The 14,408-nt window shown below is 67.1% G+C and carries 15 protein-coding genes; 7 read left to right on the top strand and 8 right to left on the bottom strand.

All coding sequences use genetic code 11. The annotated features are described in order from the left end of the window. Entirely contained in the window at positions 1 to 1,506 is a 1,506-nt protein-coding gene (locus HTZ77_RS37165) for a hypothetical protein (RefSeq protein ID WP_175594448.1), read from the bottom strand. A gap of 290 nt (positions 1,507 to 1,796) precedes the next feature. Here HTZ77_RS37165 and HTZ77_RS37170 point away from each other — a divergent pair, with 290 nt between their 5' ends. Then, positions 1,797 to 2,246, top strand: coding sequence for an NUDIX domain-containing protein (locus tag HTZ77_RS37170; RefSeq protein WP_175594449.1), 450 nt, complete (start codon positions 1,797 to 1,799; stop codon positions 2,244 to 2,246). A gap of 573 nt (positions 2,247 to 2,819) precedes the next feature. Further along, positions 2,820 to 3,149, top strand: coding sequence for a hypothetical protein (locus HTZ77_RS37175; protein WP_175594450.1), 330 nt, complete (start codon positions 2,820 to 2,822; stop codon positions 3,147 to 3,149). 153 nt (positions 3,150 to 3,302) lie between these two features. Here HTZ77_RS37175 and HTZ77_RS37180 read toward each other — a convergent pair whose 3' ends face one another. Further along, on the bottom strand, positions 3,303 to 3,887 hold the full coding sequence (locus tag HTZ77_RS37180; RefSeq protein ID WP_175594451.1) for a hypothetical protein: 585 nt from the start codon (positions 3,885 to 3,887) through the stop codon (positions 3,303 to 3,305). Positions 3,888 to 4,069: 182 nt separating this feature from the next. Then, the gene (locus tag HTZ77_RS37185) at positions 4,070 to 5,056 is read right to left on the bottom strand and encodes a LysR family transcriptional regulator (protein ID WP_175594452.1); all 987 of its coding nucleotides are present in this window, start codon (positions 5,054 to 5,056) and stop codon (positions 4,070 to 4,072) included. A 71-nt stretch (positions 5,057 to 5,127) separates the two neighbouring features. On the opposite strand from HTZ77_RS37185, the gene HTZ77_RS37190 reads away from it, so the two are divergent. Then, on the top strand, positions 5,128 to 6,120 hold the full coding sequence (locus HTZ77_RS37190) for a PhzF family phenazine biosynthesis protein (RefSeq protein ID WP_175594453.1): 993 nt from the start codon (positions 5,128 to 5,130) through the stop codon (positions 6,118 to 6,120). A 574-nt stretch (positions 6,121 to 6,694) separates the two neighbouring features. Here HTZ77_RS37190 and HTZ77_RS37200 read toward each other — a convergent pair. Continuing rightward, entirely contained in the window at positions 6,695 to 7,645 is a 951-nt protein-coding gene (locus HTZ77_RS37200; protein WP_175594454.1) for an ADP-ribosylglycohydrolase family protein, read from the bottom strand. 78 nt (positions 7,646 to 7,723) lie between these two features. Here HTZ77_RS37200 and HTZ77_RS37205 point away from each other — a divergent pair, with 78 nt between their 5' ends. Both HTZ77_RS37205 and HTZ77_RS37210 read left to right on the top strand, forming a co-directional pair. Then, on the top strand, positions 7,724 to 8,269 hold the full coding sequence (locus tag HTZ77_RS37205) for a suppressor of fused domain protein (RefSeq protein WP_175594455.1): 546 nt from the start codon (positions 7,724 to 7,726) through the stop codon (positions 8,267 to 8,269). Between the two features lie 73 nt (positions 8,270 to 8,342). Continuing rightward, the gene (locus tag HTZ77_RS37210; RefSeq protein WP_328808996.1) at positions 8,343 to 8,960 is read left to right on the top strand and encodes a GNAT family N-acetyltransferase; all 618 of its coding nucleotides are present in this window, start codon (positions 8,343 to 8,345) and stop codon (positions 8,958 to 8,960) included. A gap of 108 nt (positions 8,961 to 9,068) precedes the next feature. On the opposite strand, the gene HTZ77_RS37215 is transcribed toward HTZ77_RS37210, so the two are convergent. Further along, positions 9,069 to 9,866: a hypothetical protein gene (locus HTZ77_RS37215; protein ID WP_175594456.1), complete on the bottom strand. Its 798-nt coding sequence runs from the start codon at positions 9,864 to 9,866 to the stop codon at positions 9,069 to 9,071. A 228-nt stretch (positions 9,867 to 10,094) separates the two neighbouring features. Between HTZ77_RS37215 and HTZ77_RS37220 the strand changes: the two genes are divergently transcribed. Together HTZ77_RS37220 and HTZ77_RS37225 are read left to right on the top strand one after the other, a co-directional pair. Next, a complete protein-coding gene (locus HTZ77_RS37220; RefSeq protein ID WP_328808997.1) occupies positions 10,095 to 10,898 on the top strand; it encodes a L,D-transpeptidase in 804 nt (267 codons plus the stop codon). An 18-nt stretch (positions 10,899 to 10,916) separates the two neighbouring features. Further along, positions 10,917 to 11,435 carry a flavoprotein gene (locus HTZ77_RS37225; protein ID WP_175594458.1) on the top strand — a complete coding sequence of 173 codons (519 nt, stop codon included), beginning with the start codon at positions 10,917 to 10,919 and terminating at the stop codon, positions 11,433 to 11,435. Here the strand turns inward: HTZ77_RS37225 and HTZ77_RS37230 are convergent. The 3 genes from HTZ77_RS37230 to HTZ77_RS37240 form a co-directional block, all read right to left on the bottom strand. Continuing rightward, entirely contained in the window at positions 11,406 to 12,080 is a 675-nt protein-coding gene (locus tag HTZ77_RS37230) for a class I SAM-dependent DNA methyltransferase (RefSeq protein ID WP_175594459.1), read from the bottom strand. The genes HTZ77_RS37225 and HTZ77_RS37230 overlap by 30 nt on opposite strands. Positions 12,081 to 12,178: 98 nt before the next feature. Next, complete coding sequence (locus HTZ77_RS37235; RefSeq protein ID WP_175594460.1) at positions 12,179 to 12,673, bottom strand: hypothetical protein; 495 nt, start codon at positions 12,671 to 12,673, stop codon at positions 12,179 to 12,181. A gap of 77 nt (positions 12,674 to 12,750) precedes the next feature. Next, the gene (locus HTZ77_RS37240; protein ID WP_175594461.1) at positions 12,751 to 14,238 is read right to left on the bottom strand and encodes a chymotrypsin family serine protease; all 1,488 of its coding nucleotides are present in this window, start codon (positions 14,236 to 14,238) and stop codon (positions 12,751 to 12,753) included. Positions 14,239 to 14,408 lie beyond the last annotated feature (170 nt).

Here is a 14,408-nt window from a genome sequence, read left to right on the forward strand (position 1 = left end):
TCACCTCGCCGGGAACTCGCCACGATCGGTGATCCAGTCCGGATCAACGTGCTGCGTTATCACTACCTGGCTGCCCCCTCCAGTCAGCCCGCCCTGCTCGGCTGCCACGCCTTCATAAAAGGTGACTCCAGGGGGCACGCGGATCTCCACCCATTTGGTTGCCGTATTTCCCCACTTGGCGAACAAGGCGCTGTCGAGAATTGCTTGGACTGGGCCAGTAGGTTTCACCCTCGTCCAGTATGCTCCGAGTTCGCCAGCGGTGCCACCGTAGACTCGGTAGAGCGTGGTCGGACTGGTTGTCGTGACTGTCGAATAGGTGTTGCTCCTGAATGTGGCAATGGCGTCTCGGTCGGCAAGAGGGCCAGGGTTCAGGGGGCCGTGTCGGATTTCTGAGGGGCCTGTTGTGCCAGGGTCGCCGGCCGCTCCTCGGCTCGCGGTCCCGGGCGTAAGACCATCAGCCAGGTTTTCCGCGGCTTTGGCAGCAGCGCCGGCGTCTTCGGCAGCCTTGACCACGCCGGTGCCCATTCTGGCGGCTGCGGTAGAGGCTGTGCCGGCACCTGCAGTGGCGGCTGCGAGCGTTATGTCGGGGACCAGCCTGCCGAACCAACGGGCGGGGTTCTGGGTGAGGGTCTTCCAGTCGGAGGCCTGTTTGAGGAACTCGAGGGGGTGCTGTGCGGCGAAGGTGCCGGCCTTGCTCGCCCCCTCCAGCCTGTTCAGGTAGCCGTCCCAGTCGGTGACCATCCCGCCGAGAGACGCCTGCCAGCCCTGCTTGATCAGGCTGACGCCGCCTTCGGCGGCGCCCTGCCACATCGGCTTGGCCAATCGGTCGACGTAGGTGTGGGCGAGCTTTCCTACTTGTGGCAGTCCGGCGAGGTTGGCGGCGGACTGTACGGTGTCGGCCCAGCGGTCGCCTGCCCAGTCCACGGCCTCGGTGAGTGCGTTGGTGACGCTGGCGAAGGCGTCCTCGTCTGCGGGTGGGGCTGGAGAGGGGGTCGGTGGGGTCTTGAGGAGTTCGGTGCGGCGTCGTCGCAGGTCGGTTCGCTGGTCGACCAGCCATGTTCCGGCTTGGGCGATGTGCTGACCGGGGCGGGAGTCCAGTCCGAGCCTTGATAGAACTCCAGACAGGTCGCGGCCCGTCTCCTGCCAGATGCTTCCGGTATGGCCCAGTTCGTCGTGCAGAGCCTGTATGAGTGCGGGATCGCCGCCCACGTATCCGCCGCGGGGTGGGGAGAGGGGAGCGGGAGTCGGACGAGGGTACGGTGCGGCGAAGCTGGGCGGCTCGCCCCCGGCCCTGGCGACGCGTTCTGTCTCGTGGAAGGCGTCCATGAACGCGCGTTGTACCGTGTGGTGGCGTTCAAGCATCCCGTCGTGCAGCCGTTCGGCGCCCGGTCCGATCAGGGCCCCGTCACCGAACAGCCGGAAGGCCTTGTCGAGCGCATTTCCCTGCTCCTCGGCCAGCCGTGCAATAGTTCGTAGCGCCGTTCGTGCCTCTTCCGATGTGACCACCGGCGTCCCTCGCCTGCTCGGGGGTACGGCTCACGCGCCCACCAGCGTAAGAAGAGCGACGTGATCGCGAACGGTGACATTCCTGATGTGTATGGGCAGATCTGGTGAACGGGGCAAATTACCGTCGCTCGGGCAATGGGTGGCTCTCCTGTGGTTGCCGGATGGCTGGCTCGCGAGCAACGTGGCTGACCTCCTATTAGGCAAGCGACGCCATACGAAGGCCTGCGCCACGCACCCATATCGACAGGATGGACTGCCGCCGACGAAGCGTGATGTGTCACCATCTCCAGATGGCGAACCATCGTGATTCGGTTCAGCGGGTCGGGGCCTATGCGATATGCATCAACGAAGAAGCCGCCATACTTCTGTCCCGGTTCGCAGAGCCGGACTGTCGCTGGGGCCCACCGGGTGGCGGCGTGGAGCACGGCGAACATCCTGCTGACGGGGTTGTCCGCGAAGTGCATGAGGAGACTGGATACCGGGTGAAAGTCGTCCGGTTGCTCGGAGTTCACTCCAACGTATGGCACAGCCCGGATGCCGAGGTTCACGCGACGAATCTGTTGTACGAAGTGGCCGTGGTCGGAGGATGCCTCCAGAACGAAACCGGTGGCAGCTCCGACCAGGCGGCGTGGGTCTCGTTGGCAGAGCTGCCGGAGCGACGCCATACGGAACTTCTCGATGTTGGCCTTGACCTGTTCCGGTGTTCCCCTCCAGAGGGCCGCATCGATGTCACCGCGTAACGGCGTCTCGAGCGTCCATGGTCAGCTACCTGGACCAGCCGGGTTGCAGTTCGGGTTGCAATGTGTGCGCCGACGAGCAGACTAAGGGCTGGAGGTGAGGGTCGTTCTCCAGCGGGGAGTTCCACCTTCACCTTCAACCTTTGACTTGCTTCCCTGCTGGGCGGAACGACGGCGACGGGACGATCAGGCAGGGAACGCGTGAGGAAACGCAAGGCTTTCCCGACCGATGATGGAAATGGCATGCTCTCCTCATGACTACGTCGAGGAGGAAGTGAACCGTGCTTCATACAACGCCACCGACGGAGCGGGAAAAGCTTGACACCCTTCGTACCTGGGGCAGCGTGCTCATCGCTGTCGGCCTCACGCTCTGTGTTGGTGCAGTTTTCTGGGCAGGCGGAAAGCCCTCTTGGCAAGTTCTCGGCATCTTCACGCTCGTGGCCATGGTTGGCTTGGGCTTGCGCATCGAAGGAGCCATACGGCAACGCTGACGCCAAGCAGCAGGATCCCGCTCGTTGCTTTCCTCGATGCAGTTCCAGGGGTCTCTTCAGGACGGATCACAACGGTCCCGATCGGATGGGAATCGAGGGGCAACAGCGAGGAGTCACGGAACACGTGATCAGCCCGCCAGGCCAGGGCCGAACGCCACCGACCGTCGGCATCGACGCCACCGGCATCGAGGCCCTGTCTGTCGCCGGGGTTCCGGCCTGCCCGGTGCCGTTCATGTGCGGCATGGCCGTCATCTGGTCGAAGTCCGCCGGCGCGAGCGGCAGCCACGGCATGGGCACCGGCCGTTCCGGCTGCACGAGTCATCCGTTGGTCGAGGCTTCGAAGTCCTTGACCGGCTCGACCTCCTCGACGATGTGGCACCCGTGCGGGAAGGTCATCTCGAACTCACAGGGATAGGCCCCTGCAGCGCCATCGTCCACCACCTCTTTCGCCTTATCCTTGAGGCAATTGCGCCCACTCGCTTTGCGAACTGTTCAAGGGTTACGCAGAAGGCGATCACCAGGGCTGTCTGGGGGGTAATGGGGGTGGGGGTGTGATTCCTTTTGGCCTTCAGAAATGGCCGAGAATCTTGACTATGCGGTCGGGCTCCCCTATGCCTTCGACCTGAATCCAGCCTCCGCCTCGAACATGACCGGCTGCGATCAAGCGGTCCTTCTGGCCTCGGGGAGCCAACAATGAGCGGTACGACTGGAACAACCCCTCGCCCGTGTCGGGGAAAAGGTACCGGTAGGCATAGACCGCGCCCCATCGCGTCCACTCATGACGGACCACAGGACGATTCATTGCCGACAGGAACCAGTGGGCGGCCTGGTTCGCGAGTCCGCTCGGGGTGCCAGACACGCTCATCGCGAAGCTTGTCGGCGGCTCGGGGAGACAGTACTCCTGGTTGAGGAGTCTGTCCGCACGCAGCCGGCCATCCTTGACGTGGACGCCCACGGTGAAGAGGAGGAGATTCTTTCGTGGTGGAGTGACGTCCAGTATGGCGATGAGCGGTTCTCCGGCCTCTGGGGGAATGAGGCAAGTGTCTTGCGGCGTGACAGGCCAGTTTGTAGCGTTTGCTCGCAGCACCTCGATGAAGGCTTCATCGTCAGCGTTGAGGAGCTCATCACTCTCGAACCATCCCGTCTTGTTCACACAGGAAAGACTAGGAACTACATCGGCTTCCCAACCAGGGCTGCCTTCGTCCCTCGTGCCACCGGTGTGCGGTTCCCGCGCGGACACGCCACCCAGAACACGCCCAGCCTTGATCAAGTCTCAGATCCGCACCAGAACAGGCGGGGGAGTACAGTTCGGGGACTGCTGAGAAGGTCGCTGGATCACCCGCGCCCTGATCCTGGCCGAGTACGGCTGCGGAGCATTCCGCCACCTCCGGCGGAAACCTGGAGTTCCGGGATGACCGCCCGCGTGGAGGAATCATGGGAATCCTGTAGGAGGTCTGCGAGCGTCGCGTGGACGGCCTCGGCGGCGGGAGGCAGCCATCGTGATCGGTGGCGGGCGAGCCACAGGCGTTGCGGAGCGATGGGCGGAGGTTGGAGTGCGGCGAGCCGGCCTTCGGCGAGTTCGCCGGCGACCGTGACAGCCGGGAGCAGGGCCAGGCCGAGCCCGGCTTCGACGCATCGCTTCACGGTCTCGATGCTGCCGAAGCGGGATGGGATGGTCTGTGGGGCGACGTCGGCGATCAGGCCGGCGAGCTCGTCGCTGTAACTGCATCCCTCCTCCAGCAACAGCACGCCGGCCGCCGCCAGCTCGGCTGGAGCGAGGGGACGGTTCCGGGGCAGGTCGGTGACGGCGGCGCCGACGAGGACGAGCTCCTGTACTGCGAGGCCGGTGACGTGGGCGTCGGGCGGATCGGCTGAGGGTTCGAGGACGAGGGCGAGGTCGGTGCTGTGGTCCGCGAGCGCGGCCAGCGCCGCCCGGGTGGTGGCAGGGGACAGCGAGAGCTGCACGTCAGGAAAGCGGGTTCTCAGCTCGGGAAGGAGAGGGGCCAGCTGGTAGGCGCACACGGAATCCGGTGCGCACAGGCGTACGGGGCCGGCGAGGCGGCCGGCTTCGGCGGTGAGCTCGGCCAGCATGCGTTCCTCGAGGTCGAGGAGCTGCCGGGCGCGTTCGGCGAGCAGCGATCCGGCGAGAGTCGGGACGACTCCGCCGGAACGCCGCTCCAACAGCCGCGCGCCGGTCAGCCGTTCGAGCGCCTGCACATGGGCGGTGATCGTCGACTGGACGAACCCTTGCTCCGCCGCCGCTGAGGTCATTCCTCCCGTGCGGACGACGGCGAGGAAGCTGCGGAGGAGGCGAGTGTCCATCGAGAATCGCGATCCGTTCATCGAAAGGCATCGTTGGACCCGATTCTAGTGTTGCGGGCAGACTGGGCGACATGACGAACGACCCTCGCCACCTTGCTTCCGGCACCGCCCAGCTGAACTCCAGCGAACGATCTCGCGTTCTGCGTTACACCGCCTTCGACGTGAACGGCGAGGGCGGCAACCCGGCCGGGGTGGTGCTCGACGCGCGCCACCTCGACGATGCGCGGATGCAGGAGATCGCCGCCGAGGTCGGCTTCTCCGAGACGGCGTTCCTCTTCGAGGATGAGTTCGAGGATGAGTTCGAGGGGGAGTTCGTAGGGGAGGCCGCCGGGGTGCGGCGCTTCACGGTCCGCTATTTCAGCCCGCTGAACGAGGTCGCCTTCTGCGGGCACGCGACGATCGCGACCGCGGTCGCGCTGGCCGAGCGGGACGGGGTGGGCGACCTGCTCCTCACCACGTCCGCCGGTGAGGTGGCCGTCGAGACCCGGCACGAGGACGGCCGGGTCGTCGCCACCCTGACCAGCGTGGCGCCGGTGGTGGGCCCGGTGGACGATGACGACCTCGCCCGCGCTCTGCGGGCCCTGCGGTGGGACGCGGCCGAGCTGGACCCGGCGCTGCCGCCACGCGTCGCGAACGCCGGCAACGACCATCTCGTCCTCGCCGCAGCCTCCCAGGAGAGGCTCGCGGACCTGGACTACGACCAGGAGGCGCTCGGCGAGCTCATGGCGCGGCGTGGCTGGACGACCGTCCATCTGGTGTGGCGTGAGACGCCCACCCTGTTCCACGCGCGCGACCCGTTCCCGCCGGGCGGGATCTACGAGGATCCCGCCACGGGTGCGGCGGCCGCCGCCTTCGGCGCGTACCTGCGCGAGCTCGGTCTGGTCGATCCGCCGGTACGGGTCACGATCCGCCAGGGAGAGGACATGGGACGCGCCAGCCGTTTGCTGGTCGACCTTCTGCCAGGAGCGACGACCGGCGTCAAGGTGAGCGGCACGGCGGCCCTCATCGGGGATGGCGGCACCCGTCCGGCCTCGGAGGCGGGGGCCGTCCTGCCGACCGATTGAGTGCCCGGTGCCCAAGAATTTCGGTTGCGCCGAAGCGCCATCACTTCTATGGGCAACTGGTTTGTTGGACGAGGTGCCCGGGAAAATCGGGCTGGATGGGGAATTCCGGCCGCTGTAGCCTTCACGCCATGACCACTGTCGAGATCTCGGGAACCTTTCTCCTTCCCAGGCGCCCGCTAAGGCTCGCACCGCAATAGCCATGCTGTTCATTTTCTGGTTCGGTGCGATCCTGCTGGGGAAACTCGTGCTCTGGACGAGCTGATGACGTGGTCACGCCATCAGGGCAGGGCGGGGGAGTCACTCCTATGAGTCGCCGCAGAGCCGAGCTCTTCGTCACGCGGCAGCCTTGTCGTCAGCAGGGCCGCTTGACGGTCAGGCGCGTGTGACGCTGAACTTCCACCCGTACGACGGCGTCTACCATTCCCGGTTCGATATCGGCACCAGCAATGGCGTGCGGTGCGTACGACCGTTCTCCTGCTCGGGAGCGCCCCCTCTACGACGCATTGAATTGTCGGCGCAGGCCCGTCGGCGCCGCCCCGCGGTTCGGATCCGCCCATTTCAGTGATCCGTGTTCTCAGATCGGCCGGTGTTCTGGACGTTCCACGAGGTGGCGGGTCAGGTCGAGCAGGTGCTGCAGGCGCAGGGTTCGGCCGCCGCTCCCAGGCAGCGGAACATGCAAGGGCTCGGTCCAGGCGGTGGGAATCGCCGCAGGTCCGTACACGGCTCCGGCGAGGCCGCCGGTGACAGCGGCGACGGTGTCGGTGTCGCCACCCAGGTCGATCGCGGCGCGGATGGCGTCCTCGTAGCTGCGGGTGGTGCGCAGTGCCCACACGGCTGAGCCGAGGCAGGGCCAGACGGCGCCGTTGACCTCGGTGGCCTGGTCGGGATGCCAGCCGGGGGCGAGGACGGTGGCGTAGCGGTCGCGATGGCCGGGGTGCACAGCGGTGAGGGTCTGGGAGAGCTCGTCCAAGGGGCTCTCACCGTCAAGCGCGACGCGGATCAGGTCGTGAAAGATCGCGGAGCCTTCCCAGGCCGCCGGGTCGCCGTGGGTGAGGGCGGCGAGGCGCCGAGCCGCGGTCATGGTGGCCTGGCGCCCGTCGCGGGCGAAGTACACCGCTGAGGGAGTGGCGCGCATCAGGGCGCCGTTGCCCGCGGCGCGGTTGCTGCTCCGGTAATGGGCGGCGGCGGCCTGATCCCAGGGCAGGCCACGGGTCAGGACGTCTCGGGTCTGCAGTCCGATGTCCTTGGGCTGGTCGGCCGCCCACCGCTGGAAGCGAGCGAAGATGTCCGGTAAGTCCAAACCGCCGCGCTCCAGCAGCGACTCGGCCACATGAACGGCCATCTGCGTGTCGTCGGTGGCCTCCCCGGCGTCCCAGCCGCCGCCACCGCTCATCTCGCCGCCGACGCCCGGTACCGGATGGCGGGCGGAGAACGCGCCCGCCGGGCCGAACTCGAACGGAGCGCCCAGCGCGTCACCCACGGCCGAGCCGACGACAGCGCCAACGGCGCGTTGCACACGATTCACATCAACAGGCTAATCGACCTTGGAACGTTGGCCATCGAGCATCTCGCGCGAGGTGGTCGGGCTGTTCGAAGGAACAACGTGAAGGACGCACCGCGTCGTGGAACAGCGAAGGATGCGGAAGTCGCGAATCGTGGTGGGAGAACTCTTGATATGAGTGAAGAATGCATCGCGTCGATCATCGCCGCGTACACGGAGCTGCTCGACCCTCCGACTCATACGATTCGGCCCTCTCGCGCGGAGCCGTTCCCCGTCGAGCTCGCCGTGATGGTTCATCTGCCGGACGAGGCCGAGCAGCAGGATCCGGACGGCGACGTGACGTTACTGGCCGGCCTGGCGTCGGCGCCGCTGGAGAACGGGCGACTTTTCCGCTACGGACAGATCTTGACGAACGTCTCGCTCCCGGTCTTTCCTCGATTCACCATGGCCATGCTCGTCGACTGGGACTCCGTCTATGGATTTCGCTTCCCCGAGCCGGCCGGCGAGATCGGTTTTCTGCGTGTGGTTCCGCTGTTCTCGACAGAGGCGGAGTACGTGGAGTCTTTCGCGGACCGGCACAGGGGTTTTCGCGCTCTCGTCAATCGAGGAATGGACCCGACGGATCCGGGCCGGGAGCCGACCGTGTGAGCGGGCGAAGCGAGGTCATCGCGCCCGGAAAAGGGGCTGTCGCGATGGCGATGGCGCGATAGCGTTCCTGTCCGTGGATCAGAACAGCCGGATCGAAGAAGCCGAGCAAACAGCAGGACCAGCGCAGGACCTGGGGCGCCCCCAGCGCGTCACTCTGCGCCGGATCACCAGCCTCGATCAGGATGAGTTCCTCGAGCGGGTCCATGCCAGCACCGACCTGTTCGGCCCGCGGATGCCCTTGCCGGCGACGCCGGAGGCGTTCCAGGCGTTCCTCGGCCGATTCGACGAGGGGCAGTCCGCCGACGGCTTGCTGATCTGTCTGCGCGACACGGATGTCATCGTGGGCAACGTCAACATCAACAGCATCATTCGCGGACGCTTCCAAAGCGCCTCGCTCGGCTACGCGGCCTTCGAGCCCTACGCCGGTCGGGGGTACATGTCGGAAGGTCTTGGCCTGGTGCTGCGCCATGCGTTCGAGGAGCTGCGTCTGCACCGGCTGGAAGCGCAGATCCAGCCTGACAACCAGGCGTCCATCAAGCTGGTCCAACGCCTCGGCTTCCGCAACGAGGGGTACTCGCCGGATCTGCTGTTCATCGACGGCGCCTGGCGAGGGCACGAACGATGGGCCGTCACCAACGACATGGCCGGCCTCGTTCCCGACGCTCCGCATCCGACACTGCCCGCCCATTGAGACCCGCTCGCGACCGACCGTGAGCTCGCGGATGACGATGTCCGGCGAAGAGACGACGAAGGGCCCGGATCGCGTTGATCCGGGCCCTGTCGCCAGGTGTCGCGTTTCTCAGCCCGTGACGGGGATGTCGGTCTTCACCGGCGTCGGGGTGGGCGCGGGCTTGGGCTCGTCCTGCGTGTGCGTGACGGGCTCGTCCCACGTGAACCAGTCCTGGGTGGTCACCGTCCCGTGGTCGCCGTCACCGGGGTGGGTGCGGGTCGGCGTGTGGCTCGGCCTCGGCGTCGAGGGGGGCGTCCGCGTGGGAGTGGAGGTCACGGTGGGCGTCGCGGTGGGCGTGGAAGGCGGGGTCGGCGTCACCGTCGTGGTGGGCGTCTGCGAGGGCGTCACCGTCGGAGTCGGCGTCTGTGAAGGCGTCACCGTCGGGGTGGGCGTCTGCGAGGGCGTCACCGTCGGAGTCGGCGTCTGCGAGGGCGTCACCGTCGGAGTCGGCGTCTGCGAGGGCGTCACCGTCGGGGTGGGCGTGGGCTCACACTCGACCCAGAACACCTTCTGCTTGGGAGCCCCCTTCTTCCCCTCGAAGGTCCAGAACAGCTTGTAGTGCCCGTTCGGCAGGGTCATGTCGGCGGTACGGCCATGCCCCCTCTTGTCCAGCACCAGGGTGCCGCTCTCCACCGTGGTCCGGTCACCCGTGGGCGGCCAGGACTTGATCTCCCAGCTCACCTTCTCGGCGGCGTCGAAATTGAACCCGACCAGGTAGAACACGCAGACATGCGGCTCGTCGCGCTGGTCGTCCTCTGGCGTCGTCCACTGGTGGACCTTGACGTCGCCGTTGTCGCCGGGCGGCTTCGCCTGGACCGCTCCAGCCGAGGCGGTGTTGGAGATGGCGAGCACAGCGAGTGCGGCCACTGCGAGCATGAGCGCCGCTGACAACCAGCGCCGCACAGGAGAGAGTCTGGGGGGTGTCACGAAACCGCACCTCTGGCGTATGAAGAGAGCTACAGCCTCACAAGGCTCATATGTGTAAAAATGTCACACTCCTGGCCCGGGATCTTCAAACGTTCCAAACCGTTATCTAACCGGGCCAGGAGGTGTGACGTTCATGTCGTGTGTGCCAGAGAACCTCAGGAGCCGATCGTGCCGCTCGATGCCCCCCGCCGACTGATCGGCACGGCGCTCGTCGCCGTGAGCCTCGTCGCCTCGACCCCCGCCGAGGTCGTCGCCTCGACCCCCGCCGACGTCGCCGCCTCGCCGGTCACTCCCGCCGCCGGCGCCTCGGTCACGGCGACCGCGCTTCCCCAGGCCACCACGCTGACGCAGCTGAACGGCCTCCCGCAGGACACGGACACGTTCGGCGAGCTGAGCGGTGTCGTGGTCCACCCCGTGCGTACGGTCGCCGTCCACGCCCAGCCCGGCGGCACGCCGGTGGCCACCCTCCCGGCGAAGCAGCTCGGCAGCCTGACCTGGGTCCCGGTGGTGGAGGCGCGCAAGGGCTGGTACCGCGTGCTGCTGCCCAGCAAGCCCAACCATGTGACCGGCTGGATCAACGCCAAGGGCCTGAAGAAGGCGCGCAGCCGCTATCGCGCGATCGTGAAGCTGGGCGCCAGGCAGTTGACCGTGATGAACGCGAGCAAGAAGCTCGGCACCTGGACGGTGGCTGTCGGCGGCCCCCAGACGCCCACCCCGGTGGGCAGGACCTTCCTGCTGGCCCTGATGTCGCCGAAGAAGAAGACCTACAGCCCGCTGATCCTGCCGCTCGGCACGCACTCCCAGACGCTGGACACCTTCGGCGGCGGCCCCGGCACGGTCGCCTTCCACGGCTGGCCGGATCGGAAGGTGTTCGGCCAGGCGGTCACGCACGGCTGCGTCAGGGTGCCCGCTCGCGCGCTCAAGGTGCTGGCAGGGCTGCCGCTGGGCACTCCGGTTCTGATCGCTCCCTGAGGCGTGACCCGACCTGGCATGGTCCTCTACATCATCGTCTGCGCCGCCGCCCCCGCTCCCGGCGTCGGCCGCCTCGTCACCCTCGCCCAGGACGCCGGCTGGACCGTGCAGATCATCGCCACCCCGTCGGCACTGGACTTCATCGACGCCGCCGAGCTGGAGAGGCAGACCGGCCGTCCCGTCCGCAGCCAGTACCGCAAGCCGCACGAGCCCAAGTCGCCCCGCGCCGACGCCATCATCGTGGCGCCGGCGACCTACAACACCGTCAACAAGTTCGCCCAGGGCATCGCCGACACCTACGCCCTCGGCCTGCTCTCCGAAGCACCCGGACTCGGCATCCCCGTCGTCGTCCTGCCCTTCGTCAACACCGCGCTCGCGTCCCGTGCGCCGTTCCGGCAGAGCGTCGCCGCGCTTCGGGCCGAAGGCGTGCGGGTCCTGCTCGGCCCCGGCGGGTTCGAGCCGCCCCCGCCCAGCTCGGGAGCCGAACGCGTCGACGGCTTCCCCTGGTCACTGGCCCTGGAGAACGTGCCTGGTTGATGCCGGTCTCCGGGCCAGGAGGCAAGCCCGCTGCAGCTTCGCGGTCCCGTCGGGCTCGCGCACCAGCCGGGCGTTCTCCACGAAACCGGCCCGGCCCAGCAGGTCGGCGACGTGCTCCAGCGGGCGCCAGTAGCAGTCGAGAGCGATCTGCTGTCCGAACGCCTCGGTCTGCCGTACATGGTCGTCGCCCACCTGGAACGCCAGCAGCACCTGGCCACCAGGCGCCAGCACCCGGTGGAACTCGGCGAACACGTCCGGCAGCCGCTCGTCGGGGACGTGGATGATCGAATACATGGCGACCACGCCACCGAGGGTCCCGTCCGGCAGGTCGAGCGCGGTCATCGAACCCTCTTCGAACCGCAGCTCAAAATGTTCCCGCCGAGCCAGCGCGACCATCCGCGGCGACAGGTCCATCCCGACCGCGGACAACCCCAGGCCGTGCAGGTGCGCCGTCACATGGCCCGCACCGCAACCGACGTCAGCGACCGGCCCGCCACCGGAGGCCGCCACGAGCTCCGCGAAGGCGGCGAGCATCGCCCTCTCCAGCGGCATGGCCGCCAGCTCGTCATGGAAGCGTTCCTCGTACTGCGCGGCGATCGCGTCGTAGGACGCCTGGGTGGTGTGGAGGAAGTCCGGCTCGGTCACGGGGACCACCTTAGGTCCGCTGCCCTCGCCATCTGCTCGCATGCGCCCAGCGGGGGACACGCGCTCGCGGCCTGGGACGAGGTGAGCGGCAGAGGCCATCAGGTCTGCAAACGCCGCATCCCCCAAGGCTCGACGACGAAGAACCCGTCATGGGCGGCGCACGTCGCAGGCGCGTCGCGGATCGCGGGCATCTCCGTACCGACCATCTCGAACAGGGCACCTTCGAAGAGCTGCCCGACCTTGGGAATCTCGATGCCGCGTCTGCCGTCGGCTGCCCGGACGGGCTTCGTGCCCTCGGGCCAGACAGGAACGAAGGTCGTGAACAGGTGCTCCGTAGTGCCGTGCCGCTTGACGAGCAGGCATGAGTCGTCCCACTCGAGTCGCGCCGTCAACGGCATCAACGTGGAGAAGAACTCTCCCTGGTAAACGACTATGGCCGGGTCCGTGCCGACAGCGGCATAGCAGACCTTGTCGGAGGCGCAGGCTTCACGAGGCGGAGCAGGCCGGTCGGTGTCGGCGGTGCAGGCGACCGTACTCAATGCCGTGCTCAATGCCGTGCTCAATGCGGTGACGATGCTCCATAGTCGTCTCACGAAGATCGCCTTTCGGGCGAGAAGAGCCGGGCCGCCCAGAAGGTCGCGGCCCGGTCCTCAACGTTACGCCTTGTGCCCTATTCCCGGATCCAAACCCGATAGCCGAAGGCGTCACGGTAGACGGAAACGTGGCTGAATGCGCAGTACAGGCCAGACTGTCCGGCCAGCGCGCCCTCTCCGACAAGGAGGCCGTATGCGGTGAAGCTGCCGGTCGCCGGGCCTCCCGTGAAAGCCGGACCGCCGCTGTCGCCGGGCCTGCACGTGGAGTTTCCGACGGGAATACTGGTGACGAAGAGATTATCGGACTTGTCGTTGGACCAGTTGGTCCTCTTCACGGTGCCGCAGGAGGATCCGGAGAATCGCCCCCACTTGCAGATGGCGTCACCGACCCACTGGACCGGATCCTCGCCGTCCACATACGCCTTGTTCTGGGCGTTGTAGTAGAAGGTCCGGGTGAGCGTCAGGCTTCCCCGCGTGTACAGTGCGGCTTCACCGGATGCGCAGCCCAGCCAGCATTCGTTCGTCAGGCTGATCGACGTGCAGTTGCCGCCGTCGACCGGATAATTGCAGTACGTCCTCGTCTGCGCGCCGTTGGCGCAGTGCCCGGCCGTGGTGTGGCGCCGTGTGTCGTAGTTCGAGATCGCCACCACGTTGAAGTTGGACGTGCAGTTCTGCAGATCGCCTCCGCCCCGGATGTACGGGTCGGCGAAGTCGGACGAGACCGGGCCTTCGGTCACCCTGACGTCCACGGTGATGGACGGATTGGTCGCCAGGGATGACACCGCTGACCTGGCGCTCTCGTCGTTGACGGACGCTCGGGCCGCGGGCGCGGGGACCACGAGGCTGTGGACGGTGCCCGACCTGGAGTCGTAGTAACTGGCCACGCTCGAGAATCGAGGATCCTTCAGTAAGGCGCGATGGATGCGGTTCTTCGTCTCGTTCAGTTCGGTCTCGGTGTAGCCGAGGTTTCCCTGAAGCTCGACCCGGAGCGGGAGGGATCTCGCCGTTTCGACGGCCTGCGCCGGAATCTGCCCCTTGAAGCCGAGCCAGACATTCGAACCGTCCTCCGCGCGCTCACCTCCGGCGAACTCGCCGCCGAGCGCTCGCTGGAGTCGCACCAGCGTCTGTTTCGCCGCGGGCCAGGCCCCGTGGCGGTCGATCGCCTCGCTGAAGCTGACGCCCTGGGCCTTCGCCATGCCCTTCAGGACCTCGATGTGGGCGGCGGACAGGTCGTCGACGGCGACGTCGGGGATGCTCACCGGGCCGTCCGGCCAGTTCGCGGTGGCCGCCGGGTCGGTCTTCGCCTGCTTGGCCAGGTAGGCGTCCACCGCCTTCTCCAGGGAGATCCCCTTGCGTGCCGCTTCTCGTTTCAGCCGGTCCAGGGTGGGGCGGTGGGTCCTCGGCTGCTGCTCCGCGGCCAGGACCACGGTTCCGGTCGGGGCGGGGGACGCCGCGGCGGGGGCGCTCGCCAGGTTGAACGCCGTCAACGGCAGCAGGGCCACGATGGTCAGCAGTTTCAACCGCCCGGTCTTTCCGGCCGCCAACCATGAAGAAATGCCCGCCATTGCACCTCCATGTTATGGAAGGGTACTCAGCGGGCGAACGCTAACACGGTATTTCACGGTGTGTAAGACTTGATCGCACCGTCTTTCGGTGCGGTGGAGCGCGCATCCGGACAGTCGCCCTCCGCTGGGAATTCGCCTTTCCGAGGCTGCCGGGCATATCGATGGTCGTC

Origin of the sequence: Nonomuraea montanisoli (assembly GCF_013363975.1) — a bacterium.
In the GTDB taxonomy this organism is placed as follows: Bacteria; Actinomycetota; Actinomycetes; order Streptosporangiales; family Streptosporangiaceae; genus Nonomuraea; species Nonomuraea montanisoli.

Coding starts and splice junctions, on each gene's coding strand:
- HTZ77_RS37185 (WP_175594452.1), bottom strand. CDS start 5,056: ATGGACACTCGCCTCCTCCGCAGCTTCCTCGCCGTCGTCCGCACGGGA.
- HTZ77_RS37175 (WP_175594450.1), top strand. CDS start 2,820: ATGGGAATCGAGGGGCAACAGCGAGGAGTCACGGAACACGTGATCAGC.
- HTZ77_RS37170 (WP_175594449.1), top strand. CDS start 1,797: ATGGCGAACCATCGTGATTCGGTTCAGCGGGTCGGGGCCTATGCGATA.
- HTZ77_RS37225 (WP_175594458.1), top strand. CDS start 10,917: ATGGTCCTCTACATCATCGTCTGCGCCGCCGCCCCCGCTCCCGGCGTC.
- HTZ77_RS37190 (WP_175594453.1), top strand. CDS start 5,128: ATGACGAACGACCCTCGCCACCTTGCTTCCGGCACCGCCCAGCTGAAC.
- HTZ77_RS37240 (WP_175594461.1), bottom strand. CDS start 14,238: ATGGCGGGCATTTCTTCATGGTTGGCGGCCGGAAAGACCGGGCGGTTG.